This is a genomic window from Duganella rivi (assembly GCF_009857435.1).
GTDB classification, from domain to species: domain Bacteria; phylum Pseudomonadota; class Gammaproteobacteria; order Burkholderiales; family Burkholderiaceae_D; genus Rugamonas; species Rugamonas rivi.
The window spans coordinates 486400-508158 of sequence record NZ_WWCK01000005.1; the positions used below are offsets into that span (position 1 = coordinate 486400).

General features: G+C 63.1%; 23 protein-coding genes. 19 read left to right on the forward strand and 4 right to left on the reverse strand.

All coding sequences use genetic code 11. From position 1 onward, the window contains the following. Nucleotides 1–89 precede the first annotated feature (89 nt). Complete coding sequence (locus tag GTP45_RS18335) at nt 90–989, forward strand: LysR family transcriptional regulator (protein ID WP_161015314.1); 900 nt, start codon at nt 90–92, stop codon at nt 987–989. 75 nt (nt 990–1064) lie between these two features. Beyond that, nucleotides 1065–1751 carry a DUF3108 domain-containing protein gene (locus GTP45_RS18340; RefSeq protein ID WP_161015315.1) on the forward strand — a complete coding sequence of 229 codons (687 nt, stop codon included), beginning with the start codon at nt 1065–1067 and terminating at the stop codon, nt 1749–1751. A 3-nt stretch (nt 1752–1754) separates the two neighbouring features. Here the strand turns inward: GTP45_RS18340 and GTP45_RS18345 are convergent, their stop codons facing one another. Genes GTP45_RS18345 through GTP45_RS18355 form a run of 3 tightly spaced genes read right to left on the reverse strand, consistent with a single transcriptional unit; the run spans nt 1755 to nt 4239 of the window. After that, a complete protein-coding gene (locus tag GTP45_RS18345) occupies nt 1755–3134 on the reverse strand; it encodes a VWA domain-containing protein (protein WP_161015316.1) in 1380 nt (459 codons plus the stop codon). Between the two features lie 2 nt (nt 3135–3136). After that, complete coding sequence (locus GTP45_RS18350) at nt 3137–3766, reverse strand: TadE/TadG family type IV pilus assembly protein (RefSeq protein WP_161015317.1); 630 nt, start codon at nt 3764–3766, stop codon at nt 3137–3139. Then, nucleotides 3766–4239 carry a TadE/TadG family type IV pilus assembly protein gene (locus GTP45_RS18355; protein WP_161015318.1) on the reverse strand — a complete coding sequence of 158 codons (474 nt, stop codon included), beginning with the start codon at nt 4237–4239 and terminating at the stop codon, nt 3766–3768. Before GTP45_RS18355 ends, GTP45_RS18350 begins: the two co-directional genes overlap by 1 nt. A 341-nt stretch (nt 4240–4580) precedes the next feature. On the opposite strand from GTP45_RS18355, the gene GTP45_RS29330 reads away from it, so the two are divergent. The 17 genes from GTP45_RS29330 to GTP45_RS18440 all read left to right on the forward strand — a co-directional run bounded on the left by GTP45_RS29330 (nt 4581) and on the right by GTP45_RS18440 (nt 20187). Then, nucleotides 4581–6266, forward strand: a complete 1686-nt coding sequence (locus GTP45_RS29330; protein WP_161015319.1) for a sensor histidine kinase — start codon at nt 4581–4583, stop codon at nt 6264–6266. 18 nt (nt 6267–6284) lie between these two features. After that, nucleotides 6285–6956 carry a response regulator transcription factor gene (locus GTP45_RS18365; protein ID WP_229258523.1) on the forward strand — a complete coding sequence of 224 codons (672 nt, stop codon included), beginning with the start codon at nt 6285–6287 and terminating at the stop codon, nt 6954–6956. A 172-nt stretch (nt 6957–7128) separates the two neighbouring features. Beyond that, on the forward strand, nt 7129–7296 hold the full coding sequence (locus tag GTP45_RS18370) for a Flp family type IVb pilin (protein WP_161015320.1): 168 nt from the start codon (nt 7129–7131) through the stop codon (nt 7294–7296). 184 nt (nt 7297–7480) lie between these two features. Then, the gene (locus tag GTP45_RS18375) at nt 7481–7627 is read left to right on the forward strand and encodes a Flp family type IVb pilin (RefSeq protein WP_166454665.1); all 147 of its coding nucleotides are present in this window, start codon (nt 7481–7483) and stop codon (nt 7625–7627) included. Nucleotides 7628–7789: 162 nt separating this feature from the next. Then, nucleotides 7790–7957 (forward strand): Flp family type IVb pilin, encoded by a 168-nt coding sequence (locus GTP45_RS18380; protein ID WP_161015321.1) that lies wholly within the window; start codon nt 7790–7792, stop codon nt 7955–7957. A gap of 33 nt (nt 7958–7990) precedes the next feature. Then, nucleotides 7991–8158, forward strand: coding sequence for a Flp family type IVb pilin (locus tag GTP45_RS18385; protein WP_161015322.1), 168 nt, complete (start codon nt 7991–7993; stop codon nt 8156–8158). A gap of 103 nt (nt 8159–8261) precedes the next feature. After that, nucleotides 8262–8837 carry an A24 family peptidase gene (locus GTP45_RS18390; protein ID WP_161015323.1) on the forward strand — a complete coding sequence of 192 codons (576 nt, stop codon included), beginning with the start codon at nt 8262–8264 and terminating at the stop codon, nt 8835–8837. Nucleotides 8838–8845: 8 nt separating this feature from the next. Further along, nucleotides 8846–10219, forward strand: coding sequence for an ATP-binding protein (locus GTP45_RS18395; RefSeq protein WP_161015324.1), 1374 nt, complete (start codon nt 8846–8848; stop codon nt 10217–10219). A 119-nt stretch (nt 10220–10338) separates the two neighbouring features. Next, on the forward strand, nt 10339–11202 hold the full coding sequence (cpaB, locus tag GTP45_RS18400; RefSeq protein WP_161015325.1) for a Flp pilus assembly protein CpaB: 864 nt from the start codon (nt 10339–10341) through the stop codon (nt 11200–11202). A 26-nt stretch (nt 11203–11228) separates the two neighbouring features. Next, the gene (locus GTP45_RS18405; protein ID WP_229258524.1) at nt 11229–12788 is read left to right on the forward strand and encodes a type II and III secretion system protein family protein; all 1560 of its coding nucleotides are present in this window, start codon (nt 11229–11231) and stop codon (nt 12786–12788) included. 9 nt (nt 12789–12797) lie between these two features. After that, nucleotides 12798–13058, forward strand: a complete 261-nt coding sequence (locus GTP45_RS18410) for a hypothetical protein (protein ID WP_161015326.1) — start codon at nt 12798–12800, stop codon at nt 13056–13058. Between the two features lie 22 nt (nt 13059–13080). Continuing rightward, nucleotides 13081–14250 (forward strand): CpaE/TadZ family protein, encoded by a 1170-nt coding sequence (locus tag GTP45_RS18415; protein ID WP_161015327.1) that lies wholly within the window; start codon nt 13081–13083, stop codon nt 14248–14250. 23 nt (nt 14251–14273) lie between these two features. After that, nucleotides 14274–15614: a TadA family conjugal transfer-associated ATPase gene (locus GTP45_RS18420; protein ID WP_371874481.1), complete on the forward strand. Its 1341-nt coding sequence runs from the start codon at nt 14274–14276 to the stop codon at nt 15612–15614. A gap of 2 nt (nt 15615–15616) precedes the next feature. Beyond that, nucleotides 15617–16591, forward strand: coding sequence for a type II secretion system F family protein (locus tag GTP45_RS18425; protein WP_161015329.1), 975 nt, complete (start codon nt 15617–15619; stop codon nt 16589–16591). A gap of 10 nt (nt 16592–16601) precedes the next feature. Next, complete coding sequence (locus GTP45_RS18430; RefSeq protein WP_161015330.1) at nt 16602–17540, forward strand: type II secretion system F family protein; 939 nt, start codon at nt 16602–16604, stop codon at nt 17538–17540. Nucleotides 17541–17557: 17 nt separating this feature from the next. Continuing rightward, nucleotides 17558–19483 (forward strand): Ig-like domain-containing protein, encoded by a 1926-nt coding sequence (locus tag GTP45_RS18435; RefSeq protein WP_161015331.1) that lies wholly within the window; start codon nt 17558–17560, stop codon nt 19481–19483. Then, nucleotides 19483–20187 (forward strand): alpha/beta hydrolase, encoded by a 705-nt coding sequence (locus tag GTP45_RS18440; protein WP_161015332.1) that lies wholly within the window; start codon nt 19483–19485, stop codon nt 20185–20187. The genes GTP45_RS18435 and GTP45_RS18440 overlap by 1 nt, the downstream gene beginning before the upstream one ends. Before the next feature lie 33 nt (nt 20188–20220). Here GTP45_RS18440 and GTP45_RS18445 read toward each other — a convergent pair whose 3' ends face one another. Further along, nucleotides 20221–21750 (reverse strand): sensor domain-containing diguanylate cyclase, encoded by a 1530-nt coding sequence (locus tag GTP45_RS18445; RefSeq protein ID WP_161015333.1) that lies wholly within the window; start codon nt 21748–21750, stop codon nt 20221–20223. Nucleotides 21751–21759: the final 9 nt, after the last annotated feature.

Here is a 21759-nt window from a genome sequence, read left to right on the forward strand (position 1 = left end):
AAGGTTGATGGACACAGTCTAGGCACCTTCGCGCTGTGCGACAATACATCGTAATTGCACAGCTTGTGCTGAAATCAGGACAATCCAGAATGGCAGATTTACAGGACGTTGGCGCCTTCGTGGCCGTGGCCAGGCATGGCGGCTTTCGCGAGGCCGCGCGCAAGACCGGCAGCAGCCCGTCGCAGTTGAGCGAGGCGGTGCGGCGACTGGAGGCAGGACTGGGCGTGCGCCTGCTGCACCGGACCACGCGCAGCGTTGCCGCCACCGATGCCGGCCAGCGCTTGCTGGAACAATTGACGCCTGCGCTGGACGCGGTGGAGACGGCGCTGGACGTGGTCAACGGCTTCCGCGACCGTCCCGCCGGGCGGCTGCGGCTGAACGTGCCGACCAGCGCGGCCAAAGTGATGCTGCCACGTATCCTTCCGCCCTTCCACCACGCCTACCCCGACATCGCGGTGGAAGTGACGGTCGACGACAGCTTTGTCGACCTGCTACGCAGCGGCTGCGACGCCGGCATCCGCTACGGCGAGCGCATGGAGCAGGACATGGTGGCCACGCCGATCGGCCCGCGCCGGCAGCGCTTCGCCCTCGCCGCATCGCCCGCCTACCTGCAGCAGCACGGCGTGCCGAAGAAGCCGCAAGACCTGCTGAACCACATCTGTCTGCGCGGCCGTTTCAACAGCGGCGCCATGCCGCCGTGGGAATTTGAGCACAAGGGCAAGAAGGTGGTGATCGAGCCGAACGGCCCGCTGATCGTCAACCTCGGCGCCGGAGCCGACCTGATGGTCGATGCCGCCGTCGGTGGCGCAGGGCTGGTGTATCTGTTTGAGGACTGGCTCCAGCCCTATTTCGAACGCGGCGAGTTGGCGCCGGTGCTGGAACGCTGGTGGCCAACCTTCGAGGGGCCGATGCTGTACTACCCGGGCCGGCGCTACCTGCCCGCCCCGTTGCGGGCGTTTGTCGACTTCATCCAGTCCATGCGCTGGTAAATTGCTGCACTGCCGCTAGCTCTCTTTCAATGTTGGCGATATAGTCAATGCACAAATCACAACAAAGGAGACAGCATGACCATCAAACGTTCGTTTGCAGTGCTCTGTTTCATCCTGCCGTGCGCACTCGCGCAGGCAGGCAACCACGAATCGGTGCCGGCCCCGGCGCCGGCAGTTGGCGATTCGTGGACCTACCAGTACACCGATGTGTGGAAAGGTTCCAAAGGCAATATCAACCGCATGGAGGTGGCTTCCATCGATGAAGCCGGCGTGCACGTGGATATCAAGCGTGCCGCCAGCGGTGCTTTAATCAGTACCCAGCTGTTCACTGCGGAGATGAACCCGGTCGAGCGCGGCGGCATGCACTTCGCGCCGTCGTTTGCGCGCTACGCTTTCCCGCTATCGCCCGGCAAGGAATGGGCGAGCGACGTGGTCGGCGATAACAGCAAGGCCGGCAAGCAATGGCGCTATCAAATCAAGGGCAAGGTGCAGGACTGGGAAAAGGTGCGCGTGCCGGCCGGCGAGTTTGAAGCGCTGAAGGTGGTGATCGAGGCGCAGTACGGCTCAGTGGACGGCAGCGCCGGCGGTGGGCGCCTGACGGAAACCGTGTGGTTCGTGCCGGCGCTGAACAACTACGTCAAGCTCGACTACCAAGATGCCGATGCGCAGGGCCGCCTCTACAGCCGCGATAGCTGGGAATTGACGGCCTATGCGCACAAGGGCGCGCCGCCACTGGCCGCACTCGCCAAGACCGCGCGCTAAGCCTTATTTCGAAATCCGCAAAATCGCTGACGCCAGCTTGGAGAAGCATGGCGTCAGGTCAGCTTGCGTGGCCGCGAAGCAGTAGACTCCCACCGGCTTGTTGGCGTTGAAGCAGCGCGCCGGCGCGTCGGTGGAGTTGGCCATGCACTTCAAGGTGTCCTCGCCCTTCTCGCCATCGGCGCCGGTGCCGGTCTTCAGGCTCGCGCCCAATCCCAAAGTGAACACGTAGACGCCCTCGTCGCGCGACTTGGACGCCATCGCTTCCACCAGGTTGCGCGCGGCGCGGTTGACGTTTTTGTAGGTGATGGCGCTGGTCACCACGCGCGGCGAACTGGTCACGATGGGGAATTCACGCACCGCTGCCGGATCGTTCCAGATGTTGGTTTGCACGTTGTGGGCGTTGTACCAGTCCGGCAGGGCCGATGCCTTGGTGGTGATGTCGGACGGCGTGCAACTGCCGCCGATGTCATCGGACTGCTTGTTGGTGAAGTACAGCCCGCCCGGCGTACCCGAGCCGTCGTCGTCGGTGGTGATGGTGCCAGCCTGCGGCAGATTGTTGTTGGCGGTGTCCCTGCAGTCGCCGCTGCTGTTCCACTTGAGCGTGGTGCCAAAGGAGTTCGGCGCGCCGTCCGAGAAGAACACGATCACGCGCAAGTTGGAGCGGTTGTTATTGGCGGTCGGCACGCTGTTGATCTGTTCGCGCGCTGCGTACATGCCTTCCGGCGAGGCGGTCGAGCCGGTGAACGAGTAATTCTTGATGTGGTTGATCATGCTGGTGCGGTCGAAGCCGCGTGCGGTCTGCCGGATCTGATCATCGACCACCGCACCGTACGAGAAGTGCAGCAAGCCCACGCGGTCGCGGGCAACGTTGAACTGGTTCAAAAACGTCTGCGCCGAGCTGCGTACATTGGCCGCCGAACCGGACAGCGAACCGGAGGTATCGAGCACCACGATCATATCGAGGTCTTTGCGCTTGGTCTCGGTCAGCACAGCGGGCGACAGCGGCCCGGTGCTAAAGCCGCCAAACAGCGCCGTCGGCATGGTAGCCGACGCGCTTACCGTAATCGTCACCTCGCTGGTGTTGAACGCCACGTTGATATCATTCAGCGTGGCAGTCGACATCAAATAATTCGCCGGGAAATTGGCATTGAAAAACCGCTGCCCTGCCGCCTTGGCATTGGCGATCTGCTCGGTCTGATTGGCGCCGTTGCTGATCGCGCGTGCAGCCGCCAGGCCTGCCGCGTCAGTGGCCGCATTCAGCTTGGACTTCACCATGTAACTCAGGCCAGCGCTGAACGCCAGCCCGACCACGGCCAGCAAAGTCGTCAGCGAGATGATCACCATTACCGTGATGCCGCCGCGTTGTGTGTGCAAGGTGCGCATGATCAGAATACCGTCATCGAGTAAAAGTCCGGCCCCAGCGTGCTGGTGCTGAAGAGGCCAAAGCTGAAGGTCTGGAACAGCATGTTGAACTTGTAAAACACTTCGACCACGTAGATCACTTCGCCGTCGATCAACTGGCCGCTCATCATCGACACCGACGGCGCGTTGTTGCCGGTCGGTACCGAGCAAGTACCGGCAGTACCGCTGGCCCAGTTGGAACACGTCCACACCTTGCTGGCCGGCGCATAGCCGCTGACGCGAAAACCGCGGTTGTTGACGCTGTCATCCCAGCGATACTGCTCCAGCACGATGCTCTTGGTGACGCCGTTGGTGGTCGAACCCATGATGCGGGTCACGTAAATCATGCCCAGCTTATTCAAATCGAGCGGCGGCGCCGAGGCCGCCACTTGGCCGATGATGGTCTGTGCGTTCTCCGACAATTGCAGCTTGCCGCGCGACGCCAGGTTGGCGCCCTCGCGGCTCAGGTTGATGATAATCATATTGGCCTGCAAGGCGCGCGCGACATCGATCAGCGCGAAGAACAGCACCACCAAAATCGGCAGCAGCAGCGCAAACTCAACGGCGGCAATGCCGCGCTGGCGTACCCCGGAGCGATGAGTGGAGGCGCGCATCAGAAGGACTCATTCTGCATGGTGGCGGCCACCGTGAACTTGTATTCGCCGTTAGGGAAGAACACCGCCAGCACCGGCGTCGCCAGTTTCCAGGTGCAGTCAACCCGCAGCACCACGATGTCGCCGGGGCCGCCGAACATGTTGGCGTTGTAGGCGCTGGTGCTGGCGTATGTGGCGCCGTTGACCGAGATCGCGACGTTCAGGCTGTCGTACATGCCCATCGAGCTGTTCTTCATCTGCTGCACCACGGCCAGGTAGCGCTGCTGGTTGTTGGCGGCCGGATCCTTGTCGGTGCGGCCGGTGACGGCGTAGCGCACCGCCTCGCGCACCGCGTACTGCATGGTCAGCGTGGTGTAAAACAAAATGCTGTACTCGATCACGCCGATCAGCAGCAAGAAGGCGATCGGCGCAATGATGGCCATTTCAACGACGGCCGAGCCGCGCTGGCGGCGCTTAAATGCGGGCAATTTCATGGTGTTGCGTCCGTGACACGGTGAAGTGAGCACAGGCGGCAGCGCAGGTGGCGCGGGACTGTGGTTGGGCTGCCCGGCGCGCAGCGGGCCGGTGGCAGCGCCACGGGAGCGAGGTGACGTGAAACCATTCTAACGCGATTCATTTTGTTTCGCCTAGTTATTTAATGTTCGTTAAAAGCATCAAAAACGCGGCGTCCGCCTGGGCGGACGTGAATCATGCAGCACAGCGTAGCACGCTCTTGCTAGACATTGCAGCAATGACTGCGTAGACTCGATTGCGTTAGCAACAACTATCGAATCGCTACTTCGCTTAGTTTGCTTGTATGCAGGAGACATCGGCAGTGATAGCAGAGAGTAACAACTCCCGCGCCGCCAGCTCTGGCGGAGATGCCGTCGGCGCTTCCATGGTGTTCGTGATGCGCCTGGTGCTGGCGCTGACCGCGATCTTGACGCTGTTTGTCGCGCCCGGCGATCTGGGCACCTACCATGGCGAGCTCAGCCTGCTCAGTTCCCTGATCTTCGGTGGCTATCTGCTGCACAGCCTGACTTTGCTGGCGGCCGCGCGCCGTCACCGCAATCCCTTCTGGCATGGCAAAGCCGTCTATTGGATAGACCTCGGCTGGTTCGCGCTGATGGTGTATTGCACCGGCGGCGGCAACAGCTTCTTCTTCCCGTTCTTCTTCTTTGTGATTTTGACCGCCTCGTTCCAGTGGGGCTTTGACGAGGGCGCGCGCATTACGCTGGGCGCGACTTTCGCGCTGGCCTTGGCCACCTGGCTGAGCGACAGCAATATCAACGCCGGCCACTTGCTGCTGCGTACCGCCTTTGTGCTGGCGCTCGGCTACATGATTGCTTACTGGGGCGGCATGGGCGTGGCGCAGCGCCGCCGCTTGCGCTTGCTGCGCGATGTCAGCCGCTTGTCCAACCCGCGCTTCGGCGTCGATCAGACCATTGCCACCATGCTGCAGCAGACGCGCGATTTTTACCACGCCAGCAATTGCCTGCTGCTGATGCGCGATAGCAGCGACGATCTGTGGCAGCTGCATTCCTCGGGCGCACCCGATGGCCGCGCCTCGCTGTCGCGCCTGCCCGAGGGCGCCGCCGCACCGCTGCTGGTGTTTGAGCCGCAGGTGCTGGTGCAGTATGCGTCGGCGCTGCATCCGCGCCTGCCGAATTCGCTGGAGTCGCGCACCCGTGCGCCGGGCGATGCACGCTGGCAGCGCCTGCCGCCGGAGACGGTGGAGCAGCTGATCGACTTGCTCGATGCCAGTTCCTTCGTCAGCGCGCCGCTGCCCTTGCGCAAGGGCGAGGGCCGCATCTACGTTGTGTCGGGTACGCACCGCTTCAGCCGCGCCGATGCGGTTTTTCTGCAACAGCTGGCGGCGCAGGTATTCCCGGTGATCGAGAACATCGTGCTGCTCGACCGGCTGGCCTCGGACGCCGCCTTCCGCGAGCGGCAGAAGATCGCGCGCGACCTGCACGACACCACCATCCAGCCCTACATCGGGCTACGCCACGGCATCAGCGCGATCAGGCAAGCTTTGCAATCGGATCACCCTGTTGCGTCCGAACTTGATAAACTGCTGGACATGACCACGCAGGTGATCGGCGACATGCGCCAGTTCGCCCGCAACGTGCGGCAAGGCGCGGCGCAGACCGACGCCGAGCTGCTGGTGGCCTTGCGCCGGCAGGCGCAGCAAGTGCGAGAGTTCTACGATATCCAGATAACGATACAGGCGGAAGAAGGCCTGTCCATCAGCGACCGGCTCGCTGCTGAGGTGTTCCAGATCGTGAATGAAGGCATGCATAATATACGCAAACACACCCGTGCCCGCACTGGGTTGATCAGCCTGAGCAATGCTGACGGCCAGCTGCGGATACGCATCGAGAATGAAACCCCGGAAGGTCCATCGGCCCCATTCCTGCCTGGATCGCTGGCTGAGCGCACTGCCGCGCTTGGTGGCCACATTGCCATCGACTGCGAGTCGGATGGCGTCACCGCAGTCAGCATCGCCATCCCGGTATAACTATCCGAAGGCAAGACCATGAGCACTATCCGCATCATGCTGGTAGATGACCACAAGACCATGTTGTGGGGGCTGGAAAAACTGATCGAGGGCGGCGGCAGCGACTTGCAATTAGTCGGCACTGCCAACAACAACGACACCGCCTTGCAGCAGGCTAGCGCCCTGAAGCCCGACGTCATCGTACTTGACCTCGACCTGGAGGGCCGCAGCTCGATTGAGATTCTGCCGCAGCTATTGCAGGACAGCGGCGGCGCCAAGGTGATGATCTTGTCGGGCAACCGCGATCAGGGCTTGCTGACGCAGGCCGTCAAGCTGGGCGCGCGCGGCGTAGTCAGCAAGGAAGCGCCGGCCGACGTGGTGCTGAACGGCATCCGCAGCGTGCACCGCGGCGAGACCTGTCTTGATCCAATGCTGATGAATGCCCTGCTGGGCCAATTATCGGCGCCGGCCAAGGCCGATCCCGAGGCCGCGCGCATCGCTTCGCTAACGCCGAAGGAGCGCAAGATCGTCGCGGTAGTCGTAGAAGGCAACGGCGCGCCTAATAAAGAACTGGCCTCGCGCCTGTTCATTGCCGAGCCGACGCTGCGCAACAATCTCACCACCATCTACCAGAAGCTGGGCGTGGCTAACCGCTTGGAACTCTACGTCTACGCCACCAAGCACGGCATGACCAGCGCTCCAGTCTCGTGAGAATCGGTGACAAATGTCACGCTAGATCGTGACGTTTGTCCGCTGTGCAATGGGATTGGTGTGCGTAGAATGACTTTCATCGGCAGCACACAAGCAGTACCTAAAACCCTGACCCTGTTTTAGTGAGTAAGGCCAAATCCATACCATCCACTACACTGAAACGAGGTCTATCATGAACGCAGTCAAAAACTTCATCAACGACGAAGACGGCATCACCGCTATCGAATACGCCCTGATGGCCGCTGCCATCGCCGCCGCGATCACCGCCGGTCTCGCCATCCTCGGCCCTAAGATCACCGCCTCGCTGACCTATATCTCCGGCCTGATCAAGTCGTCCTGATTTCCAGTCTCCTCGTTGTAAAACTCCTAGTTAGACTTTATCCGGGACTCGTCCCGGATTTTTTTTGTCTGAAAAAAAACAATGACAAATGTCACTACACTTCATGACGTTTGTCCGATGTGAAAACGGTGCCACGCCCCTACACTGACAGCTTGAACTCATCTTCGCCCGTAGGAGCAACACAATGCGTCTGTCTCATATCACTCACCGTCTCGCCCGCTTCGTCCGCAACGAGGACGGCGCCACGCTGCTGGAGTACGCCTTGATTGCTGCACTGGCCTCGGTCATCATCATCATTGCCGTGCTGGCCGTGCTGGGCTCGAAGACCTAGTGTGGCGCAGTGACAAATGTCACGAGAGAAAGTGACGTTTGTCTAGTGAAATACCGCAGTACCCGGCGTAGAATAACTTACATCGGCAGTACCTAAAACCCGAACCCCGTTTTAGTTGAAGCAGTAAAACCACCTACTCAACCAACTTTAACGAGGCTCATCATGAACGCAATCCGCAACTTCATCCGCAACGAAGACGGCATCACCGCTATCGAATACGCCCTGATGGCAGCAGCCATCGCAGCCGCCATCACCGCCGGCCTGGCGATCCTGGGTCCAAAAATCACCGCTTCCCTGACCTATATCTCCGGGCTGATCAAATCGTCGTAAGACTTATCAGCAGTACCTCAACCGGAGAATAATATGAACGCAATCCAAAACTTCCTGCGTGACGAAGACGGCATTACCGCCATCGAGTACGCACTGATGGCCGCCGCCCTCGCCGCTGCAATTACCGCCGGCGTGGTGATCCTCGGACCGAAGCTGACCGATTCGCTGACGTATATCTCCGGCTTGCTCAAGTCGTCCTGATTGAGCATCACTGCTGCAACAAAAAAATTTCCAGAACGGTATGCGCCGTTCTGGATTTTTTCTATACACTAGACTCGTCTGTCCCCTTTTCATAAGGCGATCCATGACTTCACTGCCCCTGATCATCCTGTGCGCCTTGCTGGCACTGGCTGTCTGGAACGATTTGCGTACGCGCCGCATACCCAACTCCCTGGTGTTCGGCGGCGCCGTGCTGGGCCTGCTCTTCAATACAGCGTTGCCTCCCGGCGACGGTCTCTTCATACAAGTCTTTGGCGGCATCGGTTTTCTCAAGGCGCTGGGCGGCCTTGCGGTTGGCTTGTGCCTGCTGCTGCCGATGTACGCCATGCGCGCACTGGGCGCGGGCGACGTCAAGCTGATGGCGATGATAGGCGCCTTCGTCGGCCCCGGCGCGGTGGCTGGCATCACGCTACTGACCTTGCTGGCCGGCGGCGTGCTGGCCCTGGTGGTGGCCGGCTTTAATGGCCGCCTGAAAATCATGGTCTACAACACCTGGCACATGATCAAGTACAGCATGCTGCGCTCGCTCGCGGGCGAAGTGCCGAAGATGGATGCGCCTGCTGCGGCCAGCGGCCGCTTGCCGTATGCGGTGGCGATTGCCGCCGGCGCCGCGCCCTACCTGATCGTCGGCGCAAGCAGCGGGCGTAGCCTGTTCTTTTAAAGGACACCATGACCACTCAGCAGATCACAGAATCCCCCGCCGATGCGCGCGCGCCGCGCACTACGGAAGAAACGGGCCTGCCGTTTCTGTTCTTGGTCGAGCTGTTGTCCAAAGTCTTGTTCCAGCGCGGACAAGTCCGCCTGCCGGAATTAGCCGGCCACCTCAAGCTCAGCATTAGCGTGATCACGCCGCTGGTGACTCACTTGCGCAATGAAAAGCTGTGCGAAGTCACGCGCAGCGGCGGCAGCGGCACCGATGCCGACCTTACCTACCACCTGACCGAAGCCGGCATGCAGCGCGCCATCGCCTGCCTCAACCGCAACTCCTACGCCGGCCCCGCGCCGGTCACGCTGGCCGCCTACGTGGCGCAGATGGAAGCGCAAAGCGTGCGCCATCTGCACGTCACGCGCGAAGATGTGCAAAAGACTTTTCATGATGTCGTCGCCAGCCCCTTCGTGCTCGATCAAATGGGCGCGGCCATGAATTCGGGACGCGCGATTTTCATTTATGGACTGGCCGGCAGCGGCAAAACATTCCTGGCCGAGCGCCTGTGCGGCTTGCTGCACGGCGCGATCTCGGTGCCGTACGCGATCATGATCGATGGCGAGGTGGTGCCGTTCTACGACCCGGTGCAGCATCGGCCTATCGAAGGCGGTGCGCCGGCGGAAGAAGGCGGCGACTTGCTGCGCCAGCTCGACGCGCGCTGGGTGCGCGGCCTGCAACGTCCGACCGCACTGACCGGCGGCGAGCTGACGCTGGAGATGCTCGATCTGCGCTTCGATCCCAATACCCGCCTCTACCAGGCGCCTCCTCATTTGAAAGCCAACAACGGCATCTTCATCATCGACGACCTCGGCCGCCAGCGCTGCTCGCCGCTGGAATTGATGAATCGCTGGATCGTGCCGATGGATCGTGGCGTCGATTATCTTTCGTTGCACACTGGACTAGTTTTTCAAGTGCCCTTCGATGTGGTCGTGGTATTCTCGTCTAACTTCCTGCCGGAACGTTTATCCGATGGCGCCTTCTTGCGCCGGCTGGGATACAAGATAGAAGTACCGCCGCAAACCCAAGCGGAATATGAACTCCTGTTCCGCCAGGCCTGCGCGCAGTACGGCATTGCATTCGACGCCGCAGCCTTCGACTACTTGCTGAGCGGTTTGCATGCCAAGGACGAGACACCGCTGCTAGCCTGCTACCCGCGCGACCTGATCCGTCAAGTGCGCGACCTGGCCCGCTACGAAAGCACGCCGCCCACCTTGAGCCAGCGCTCGCTGGATTGGGCATGGCACAACTACTTTGCCGGCGCCGGCGCCCGACGCGTCGCCGCCGAACAGCAGAAGAAGGAACGCGAACGCCGCGATGTACAAACTACACGCACATAGAGCTTGTTTAAAAGCGGTCGCAGCGAGGCGCAGCGACGAAGACAGTGCGCGTGCACGGCGAGGCGCTGCAACGAAGCTGCGGCCGCTTTTAAACAAGCTCTGAATCAGGGAAGGCAAGGATGAGGAATACTCGGGCTCTGACAATGATAGGTGTGGCGCTGTTCCTGGCGCTGGCTGCCGTGGTAGTCGCGGCGCAATGGATCGCCGGCCAGTCGGCCAGCAACAGCAACAAGGTAGCGGTGGCGCTGCTCGACATCAGCATGGGCGCGCGCATCACGCCGGAGCTCATCCACATGGTGGACTGGCCAGCCAGCTCGGTGCCGCCCGGCGCCATGACCGATCCCAAAACACTCGAAGGCCGCATCACGCGCGCCAACATTCAGCGCGGCGAGCCGGTCACCGAGGGCAAGCTGGCCCCTGCCGGCACCTCGGGCGGCTTGTCGGCGGTGGTGGCAGAAGGCAAGCGCGCCATGACGGTACGCGTCAACGACGTGGTAGGCGTGGCCGGCTTCGCACTACCGGGCAATTACGTCGACATCCTGGTCAACACCCAAAGCGACAGCGGCGGCGATCACAACGTGCGCGAACAGGCGATTTCGAAAATCGTGCTGGAGCGCATACTGGTGCTGGCCATCGCACAGGAATCCAACCGCGACGATACCAAGCCGAAAGTCGTCAACGCCGTCACGCTCGAACTGACGCCGGAGCAGGTGGAAAAGCTCGACCTTGCACGCAGCGTGGGCACGCTGTCGCTGGTGCTGCGCAACCAGATCGATCCGAAATCTGCCAACACCGAAGGCGCGACCAAGAGCAGCTTGCTCGACGGCGTGCCGGTGTCGGTCGGCGCGCCGGTGACGCGCAACGAGCCGCCGTCGCCGCAACCGGCGGCCGTCGCCGCAGCGCCGACACCACGGCCGCCGCCACGCGTGGGCGACAAGGTGGAAGTCATCAAAGGGTTGGAGCGTAGTTCACAACAATTTTAAGCATAGCTAGCATTGGAGAACGCGACTTGAGTATCGTATCTTCTGCGCCATTCCATTCCGTGCCGCTGCGGGCGATCGCCCTGGCGGTGTTGCTGAGCGCCGCGCCGCCGCTCACTCTCGCTGCTGCCACTGCCGCCCCTCCGGCCGGCGTGGAATTGGCCAAGGAGATTACGCTCTCGGCCGGCAAGTCCACGCTGATGCGCCTGCCCTCGCCGGCCGCGCGCGTGGCTGTGGGCGACGCCAAGATCGCCGACGTCATCCTGCTCAACCCCAGCGAAATCTACATGCTCGGCAAAACCACCGGCGCGACCAACCTGATCGTCTGGAACCGCGCCAACCAGGCCACCGTAATCGACATCACGGTCGGGCTGGACACCGCCGCCCTGCGCGCGCAGTTCACCGAGTTGTTCCCCAACGAGCGCGACATCCGCATCACCGTTTCCGGCAACTCGCTGATCCTGCACGGCACCGTGGCCGATTCGGTGCGCGCATCGCAAATCGTGGCAGTGACCACCGCCTACTTGCAACGCAACGCCCGCAGCGGCAACCAGGGCACGGCCGCCGCGCCGGATGCTGCCGCGCAAGCGGCACAGGCAGCGGCAGGCGGCGGTGCGCCAACCGCCGCCTCCGGCGCAGCAGCGGGCGCGGCCTTCCAAGCTGCAATGGACCCGATGTCCGGCCTGTCGCAAGGCGGCAATGGCAGCAGCGGCCGCGTGGTCAACATGCTGTCGGTGGCCGCGCCGCAGCAGGTGATGCTGGAAGTGAAAATTGCCGAGGTGTCGAAAACCCTGGTGGATCAGCTTGGCGCCAGCGTCGGCCTCAACGGCTCGCGCGGCAGCTGGACTTACACCATGCTATCGAATCTGCTCAGCGGCAACCCGAGCAAGATCGACGCCTTCAACAACAAGAGCGGCAAGTTCGTCACGCTGGACGCGCAAAAGAACGATGGCCTGATCAAGGTGCTGGCCGAGCCGACCGTGATGGCCATCAGCGGCCAGGAGGCCAGCTTCCTCGCCGGCGGCAAAATTTTCATTCCTGTCTCGCAAAGCAATACCGGCGGCATACCGCAGATTACGCTGGAGGAAAAGGAATACGGCATCGCCGTCAAATTCACGCCAACCGTGCTCGATAACGGCCGCATCAATTTGCGCGTCTCGCCGGAAGTGTCCGAGCTGAACCGCGAGGGTATCGGCGTTGCCGCCACCGGCAGTACCGCCACCGCCATCCTGCCCTCGTTCACCACGCGCCGCGCCAGCACCACGGTGCAGCTATTCGACGGCCAAAGTTTTGCCATCGGCGGACTGATCAAGAACAACGTCACCAGCAGCATCAAGGCCTTCCCCGGCCTGGGCGAGATTCCGATCCTGGGCGCGCTGTTCCGCAGCAGCGACTTCCAGAACGACCGCACCGAGCTGGTGTTCATCGTCACGCCGCATCTGGCCCAGCCACTGCCGGCCGACCACAAGCTGCCGACCGACGACTACGTGCAGCCGAGCCGCGTCGACTTCTTCCTCAATGGGAAGATGGAAGGCAAGCCATCGGCTGCCCCGGCGCCGCAGCCTGCGCCGTCCGGCGGCGACCACTAGGAGGCAGCCATGCGATTACTCATCATCCTGCTCGCCGCCCTGCTGACCGCCTGCGGCACCACACCGCGCCTCGACCGCGAATTCGGCAACACAGTGCGCCTCGCGCGCGCCCAGCAAACACTGAACCCGGACGCCGGCCGCGTGCCGCGCCCCGTCAATGGCCTCGACGCTCAGGCGGCCACGGCGGCCTACCAGAACTATCAGCAGTCCTTCATCACCAAGGACGATCAGAGCAACGGCTTCACCATCGGCGTCGGCAGCAAGCGCTAAGCATAGGTAAGGAGCGCCACACTTGAAAATCACCGTCATATCCCGCGATGAACGCCAACTGGCCGACCTGATGCGCCTGCTGCGCGCGCGTTCGCCATCCGATGAAATCGACCACCTCGTCGGCGGCGTGGGGCGCACGGCCGCGCTCAGCGAAGAGCAGATGCCGGACGTGCTGATCATCGACCGCCCGCAAGCTGCCGACGACGACCTCGAACAGCTGGAGCGCTTCTCGGCCCAGCATCCCAACATCGCCTGCGTGGCGCTGTGCATCGACCAGGATCCGCAATTCCTGCTGCAAGCGATGCGCGCCGGTGTGCGCGAAGTGCTGCCGTCGCCGGTGACCAGCAGCGCGCTGTACCCGGCCATGGAGCGCATCGCCGAAAAACTCGAACGGCGCGGCCAGACCAGCGGCAAGGTACTGGCCTTCATTTCTTGCAAGGGCGGCAGCGGCGCCACCTTCCTCGCCACCAATCTCGGCTATGCGCTGGCCGCCAGCGGCAAACAGAAAGTGGCGTTGATCGACATGAACTTGCAGTTCGGCGACGCCTCGCTATTTGTCTCCGACCACAAACCGCTGGCGACGCTGAGCGATGTGGCGCAGCAAATCCACCGCCTCGACCCCTCGTTCCTGACCTCGTCCATGCTCAGCATCACGCCCAACTACGGCGTGCTGGCCGCGCCGTCCGATCCGGCCCACGCCAACGACGTCAAGCCCGATCATATCGACGCCATCCTCAAGCTGGCGCGCCGCCAATATGACTTCGTGGTGCTGGACGTGGGCCGCAGCCTGGACGCCGTCAGCATCCGTGCGCTCGATCACGCCGACATGATCTTCCCGATTCTGCAAACCACGCTGCCCTACATCCGCGACAGCAAGCGCTTGCTCAACGTGTTCCGCTCGCTGGAATACGGCAAGGAGAAAATCCAGCTGATCGTCAACCGCCACGACAAGAACAGCGAAATTCGTCTAAAAGATCTGGAAAGCGCCTTCGACGCCGAGATCAGTTTCACCATCCCCAACAACTACGACGCGGCCGCCGCCTCGGTCAACCAGGGCGTGCCGGTGCTGCAACTGTCACCAACTTCGCCGCTGAGCCTGTCACTGGCCGAACTGGCGCGCAAGCTCACTGGCGAAGCCGCGCCGGTGCAGCAAGGCAGCGGCTGGCTCGGCAAGCTGGGCCTGCGTAAATAGAGGAAAGCATCATGAGCACTCCCATCTCCCTGCGTGAACGGTTGGAAAACACCGACATTCGCGGCTCCGGCCAGCGTGTGCAAGGTGGCATCGACAACCGCGCCTACCAGAAACTCAAGCAGCGCCTGCACGCCGCCCTGCTCGACCGCGTTGACCTGGAGAGCTTGCAGCGTTTAACGCCCGACCAGATCCGCGTCGAACTGCGCAATCTGGTCGAGAAGCTGCTGGAAGAAGATGCAGTGGTCATCAACGACGCCGAACGCAAAACGCTCACGCGCGATATTCAAAACGAGATGCTCGGCTTCGGCCCGCTGGAGCCGCTGCTGGAAGATCCGACCGTGTCCGATATCCTGGTCAACACCTACCGCCAGATTTACGTCGAGCGGCGCGGCAAGCTGGAACTGACCGATGTTACGTTCAGCGACGACGCCCACCTGATGAAGATCATCGACAAGATCGTCTCGCGCGTGGGCCGCCGCATCGATGAATCGAGCCCGATGGTTGACGCGCGTTTGCCGGATGGTTCGCGAGTCAACGCCATCATCCCGCCGCTGGCGATTGACGGCCCGATTATGTCGATCCGGCGTTTCTCGGCCGATCCGCTGCGCCTCGCTGACCTGGTGGCGTATGGCTCCATGACCGCCGATATGGCCGAAGTGCTGCAAGGACTCGGCAAGGCCAAGGTCAACATCGTGATCTCCGGCGGCACGGGCTCCGGCAAGACCACCATGCTGAACGTGATCTCCGGCTTCATCGGCCAGACCGAACGCATCGTCACCATCGAGGACGCGGCCGAGCTGCAACTGCAACAGCCGCACGTGGTGCGCCTTGAAACGCGCCCGCCGAATATCGAAGGCAAAGGCGAAGTCACGCAGCGCGCACTGGTGCGCAACGCGCTGCGGATGCGGCCCGACCGCATCATCCTCGGCGAGGTGCGCGGCGCCGAAGCGCTCGACATGCTCGGCGCCATGAACACCGGCCACGAAGGCTCGATGGCCACCATCCACGCCAACACCCCGCGCGACGGCCTCACGCGGCTGGAAAACATGGTGTCAATGGCCGCATCCAATTTGCCGACCAAGGCCATGCGCCAGCAAATCAGTTCGGCGGTGGGCGTGGTGATCCAGGTCTCGCGCCTGACCGACGGCAAGCGCAAGGTGATGTCGATCCAGGAAGTCACCGGCATGGAAGGCGAGATCATCACCATGCAGGAAATCTTCGCCTTCAAGCAAACCGGCCTGGCCGACGATGGCAAGGTGCTGGGCCACCACACCGCCACCGGCATTCGGCCGCGCTTCATCGAGCGGCTGCGTAACTTCGGCGTCAACATCGGCTCCACCGTGTTTGATCCATCGGGGCATTGATCATGGACGTGCGGCTGCTGCTCTTCATCATCCTGATTTTCGCCGCCGTGGCGTTGCTGGTGTGGGGCATCTACACCAGCTGGAACAACGCGCGCGGCCCCGAGGCCGAACGCATCGCGCGCCGCTTGCGCAATGCGATAGGCGATAGCGGCAGCGAGCTGGCGGTGTCGATCACCAAGGAACGCACGCTGTCGAACGATCCCAGCATCCAGCAGTTCCTGACGCAACTGCCCGGCATCCAAAAGCTTGACCGGCTGCTGCTGCAAACCGGGCGCAGCATGAGCGCGGCGCAATTGTCGGCGCTGATGGCCGGCTGCTTTCTGGCCGGCTTTATCATCGCCAGCTCGCTCAAGCTGCCGTGGTTCGGGCGCCTGATGCTGAGCTGCGTGGTGGCCTCTCTGCCGGTGTTCGAGGCCATGCGCGCCAAGAACAAGCGCATCCTGCGGATTGAATCGCTGCTGCCCGATGCGCTCGACATGATGGGCCGCGCCATGCGCGCCGGCCACGCCTTCCCTACCGCGCTGAAAATGGTCGGCGAAGAGATTCCCGATCCGCTGGGCGCGGAATTCCGCATCGTGTTCGATGAAGTGAACTTTGGCGTGTCGATGCCGGATGCGCTGATGAACCTCGCGCTGCGCGTGCCCAGCACCGACCTGCGCTACTTCGTGATCGCGGTGCTGATCCAGCGCGAGACCGGCGGCAACCTGACCGACTTGCTGGCCTCGATCAGCGCCATCATCCGCGACCGCCTCAAGCTGCTGGGTCAGGTGAAAGTGATGTCGGCCGAGGGACGCATGTCGGCATGGGTGCTGGGACTGATGCCGTTTGCCGTCGGCGGGCTGGTGTCGGTGGTGAATCCCGGTTCGCTGGAAGTGCTGTTCACCGATCCGGGCGGCCGCAAGATGTTGACCGTGGCCGCCGTGCTAATGGTGATCGGCATGATTGCCATCCGCCGCATCACCACCATACGGATTTGAGGAGCGGGCCATGACCATCATCCAACTCATGTTCCTGTTCGTGGTGTTTATCGCCGTGTTTGGCGGTGTGGTGCTGGCGATACGCCTGTTGACCGTCAATCCGGTTAAAGACCGCCTGGAAGCGCTACGCGACCGCAGCCAGGTCACGCGCAAGAGCGCGGTGTGGATCGAGGCCATCGTCAACCTTGCCGCGCCATTAGCCAAGCTGTCGCTGCCGACCGAGGGCTGGGAAAACTCGCCGGTGCGCATGCGCTTCATCAACGCCGGCTGGCGCACGCCGTCTACACCGGCGCTGTTCTTCGCCGGGAAAACCGGGCTGGCCGTGCTGCTGCCGCTGATCGTGTTTCTGTACTTGAGCAGCAAGGCCGTCGCCACCGATGGTAACGTCAAAATGTTCTGGATGGTGCTCGCCGGCGGCGCGGGCTACTACCTGCCCAACGTTGTGCTCAACCACGTGGTCAAGACGCGCCAGCGCGACATTTTCGAATCCTTCCCCGATGCGCTCGATCTGATGACGGTGTGCGTGGAAGCCGGCCTTGCCATGGACGCCGCCCTCGCCCGCGTCGCCAACGAGATCGGCTTGAAAAGCGTGGTGCTGGCCGAAGAGATGCAGTTGGTCACACTGGAACTGCGCGCCGGCAGCGCCAAGGATAAAGCCCTGCGCAACCTCGCCTTGCGCACCGGCGTGGAAGACGTCGACGCATTGGTCACCATGCTGATCCAGGCCGACCGTTTCGGCACCAGCATTGCCGACTCGCTGCGCGTGCAGTCGGAACAGCTACGCACCAAGCGCCGCCAGCGCGCCGAGGAACACGCGGCCAAGATCTCGCTCAAGCTGCTGTTCCCGCTGATCTTCTTCATCTTCCCGAGCTTGCTCGTCGTGCTGCTGGGGCCAGCGATGCTGAACCTCTACCGCAACCTGCTGCCCGCCATGGCCGGAACCAATTGAACACCACAGGAGACACCATGACCTTGCGATGGATCGACCGCCTACACTGCTTCTTGCTTGCCGCCTTGTGCGCCGTGCTGCTTGCCGCTTGCGGCGGTGGCGGCGGCAGCGGCACGAATGGCTGCACCACCATCGATCCTAACCGCGATCCCAATCTGCCGGGCTGCGGCACCGGCACCACGCCGACCGGCAAGCCGAGCATCACGCTTGCGCTGACCGACAGCAGCGGCGCGGCGCTCACCACGCTGGTACCCGGCGCCAGCGCCACTGTCAGCGCGGTGCTGAAAGACGCCAACAACGCCGCCGTGCCCAACACCACCGTCACTTTCTCCAGCACCGACAAGAACGCCGTGTTCTCGGCCGCCGGCGGCGCGGTGGTTTCGGACGGCAGCGGCAAAGCCACCGTGCAGCTGAGCGCCGGAGCCGCCAGCACCGCCGGCAGCTACGTGGTGACGGCCAGCGCCATTGTCAGCAGTACCGCACTGTCGGCCAGCGCCAACTACGCGCTCGGCGCCAAGCCCGGCGCGACCGGCAGCCAGCTCACCTTTGTTTCGGCCACGCCGCAAAATATCGCGCTCAAGGGCACCGGCGGCGCGGGGCGACAGGAGACCGCCACCGTCACCTTCAAAGTGCTGGATGCCAGCGGCAATCCAGTGATCGGCCAGCAAGTGAACTTTGCGCTCGACACCACGGTCGGCGGCGTCGCGCTGACCGCCACCAGCGCTACCAGCGGCACCGGCGGCCTGGCCACCACCACCGTGATGGCCGGCAGCATCAACACGCCGGTGCGGGTGACGGCCACGCTGGCCGGCAGCAGTGTCACCACGCTATCCGATCAACTGGTGGTGTCGACCGGCGTGCCGGAACAAAATAGCTTCTCGCTCAGCGCCGCCATCAAGAATGTCGAAGGCGGATCGTTCAACGGCTGCCCGGCACCAGCCGGTACTTTGATCACCGCGCGCCTTGCCGACCACTTCCACAACCCTGCACCGGACGGCACCGCCGTCAGCTTCACCGCGGAAGGCGGCAGCGTGGACGCGTCCTGCCTGACCGGCCTGATTCAAACCACCCAACCCGACGGCAGCGTGCTCACCACCAAGGGCACGGCGGGCGAATGCACGGTGCGCTTCTGCGCCGGCAATCCACGCCCGGCCGATGGCCGCGTCACCATCCTCGCTTACGCGCTTGGCGAAGAAAGCTTCACCGACACCAACGGCAACAACCGCTACGATGCCGGTGAAGCCTTCACCGATTTGGGCGATCCATTCCGCAACGACCGCGCGGTGACCGACGCCAACGCCAACGGCATCGACGACCTGTTCACCATCAGCAACGGCATGCGCTTCCCCGGCGAGCAGTACATCGACTCCAACGGCAACAGCACCTGGGATCAGGGCGGCAACGGCGTCTACAACGGCGTGCTGCAAGCGACGCCAAATCTCGGCACCGTGCACGTGCGCCAATCGCTGGTGATGGTGCTGTCCAACAGCACGCCAGCGGTCAGCCTGTTGAGCAGTGCAACCGGCACCGGCACGCTGGCGCTCGCGCATTGCACCACCGGCACGTCCTATGTCAACGATACGCGCAGCTTCAGCTTCGCCATCCGCGACAATAACCCCACCGTGTTTGCCACCAACCGCGCGGCCAATCACACTGGCGATCCGCTGTGGCTGGCAGACCGTCCCGGCAACCCGCTGCCAGCCGGCACCACGATCGTGTTCAGCACGTCCAACGGCACCATCCTCGGCGGCAGCAGCGCTACCGTGCAGAACACCAATGCGGCCGATTCCAGTGCGTGGGTGTACAACGTCTCGATGATCAGCGACGCTTCGCAAGATGCTGCGCTCAACTGCACCAACAACATCAGCAGCGGCGCGCTGACTGTTACCGTCACCACGCCAAACGGCACCGTGTCGCGCTTTAACTTCCCGGTCACCGATTAATGGAACCGCCGCTAGATCCCTATGCCGATGGCCGCCTGCACGCGCGGCCGGATGTGCTGCGGCAAGTAGCGCATCAGCGCCACGCGCCGCTGGAGGCGGGCACGCATCAACTCGCGTTTGCCGATGGCCGCAAGGCGGTGCTGCACGTGCCGCCAAACGCCAATGACGACGGGCGGCGTTTGCACCTGCTGTTGCTGCTGCACGGCGCTGGCGGCCAGCATGGCGGCGGCGATCACATCGCGCTGGCACATGCGATGCGTCACGGTGCGCTGTTGCTGATGCCCGAGGCCGAGGGTAATAGCTGGGATTTCCTGCGCGGCGGCTTTGGCCATGATCTGGCCTTCATCGACCGCTTGCTGCTGTGGACCATGCAGCGCTACGAGGTGGATCAGCATGCGATGTCGATTGCCGGTTTTTCCGATGGCGCTTCCTATGCGCTGTCGGTGGGCTTGATGAATGGGATGCTGTTCAGCGATATCCTGGCGTTCTCGCCCGGCTTCATGGCGCCGCTGCGGCGCGAGGGCGAGCCGCGCGTATTCGTTGCGCACGGCAAGGAAGACCGTGTGCTGCCGGTGGCGCGCGGCGCAGCGATTGCGCAGCGCCTGGCGCAGGAAGGCTATGACGTGGTGTACGAAGAATTCGATGGCGCGCACATCGTCTCGCCGCCGCTGGCGCGCGCGGCGCTGCACCGCCTGGAGCAGTAGCGTCATTCCGGCGGACGCCGGAACGACGCGGGGTCAGGGTTCGGCCAGGCATACGCGGTTGCGGCCTTCGGACTTGGCCACGTACAGCGCCTTGTCGGCCGCTTCCACCAGCATGCTGGCAAGGTGAATGCCGCGCTGGGGCGAGATAGTCGCCACGCCGGCGCTCAAGGTCACATGGCCAAAGGTGCTGCCGCGGTGCGGCAGCTGCAGATTCTCGACCGCGCGGCGGATGCGCTCGGCCACCGCCTGCGCGCCGTTGATATCGGTATTCGGCAGCAGGATGCCGATCTCCTCGCCGCCGTAGCGCGCCGACAAATCGCCGGGCCGCTTCGGCGTCAGCGCGCGGATCAACTTGCTGACACTGCGCAGCACCTCGTCGCCGGCGCTGTGGCCATACACATCGTTGTACTGCTTGAAGTAATCGACATCGATCATGATGAAGGCCAGCGTATCCTCGTGCCGCATGGCGCGGCTGAACTCATTGCCGAGCGTGACGTCAAACTGGCGCCGGTTGGCCAGCCCGGTCAAGCCGTCCTGCATGGCTTGCCGCTCCAAGGTGCGGTTGGCGCTTTCCAGCGCGTCGCGCGCCTTGCGCAGCTCGGCCTCGGCCTGCTCGCGCAGCTTGATCTGCCCCACCAGCCGCTTGCCGAAGAAGCCGATCAGCGCCGCCAGCACCAGCACACCGAGCATGCGCGTGAAGGTGTCGCGCCGCCAGCGCTCCAGCATTTCCTCGCGCGACAAGGCCGCCGTCACGAACAGCGGGTAATGTTCAAGCGGGCGGAAGCTGTTGAGCCGCACCTCGCCGTCGTGGAAGGATGGGAAGAAGGCGCTGCCGATGCGGCCGCTGCCGCCCTGCTTCAGGTAGTGGCGGAACAATTCGCTCTCGCGCATGCTGCCGCCGACGCGCTCGCTGTCATACGGCTGGCGCAGCATCAGCACGCCCGAGTTGGACACCAGCGTCACCGCGCCGCGCGCGCCGACGTCAAAGCTTTGATAGAAACGGCGGAAGTATTCGATGTCCAGCGTGGCCAGCACCACGCCGCCGAAACTGCCATCGGGCTTGTTCAGGCGGCGCGACACCGGCATGATCCACTTGCCAGTGGAACGGCTGATCACCGGGTCGCCTACGTGCGGGCCGCGGTCCTGGTGCAGGCGGTGATAGATGAAATACTCGCGGTCGGAATTATTGTAGGCTTGGCTCAGCACTGCACGCGAATTGACGATCCAGCGGCCGCGCTCATCATAGACAAACAGGCCGACCAGCTGTGGCAGATTTGCCACCTGCGCCGCCATCTGCTTTTGCACGCGGGCCAGTGCAGCCTCGCTCTGCCCTTCGGTTTCGATGCGCTCGACCACATCGGCCAGCGCAGTGTCGGCGGCCTTGATGGTGTCGTCGGCCTGCTGCGCCATGGCGCGCGCGACGTTGGCGCCGAGGCGCTCCATCTCCTGCAGCTGGCCGCTGCGCGCATTGATGCTGCGCCAGACGTCGATCCCGACCAGCGACAGGCAGACCACGCTGACAAACACGGTGGCCCAAAAAGTGATGGAGTATCGCTTGAGCATGTTTCGCGC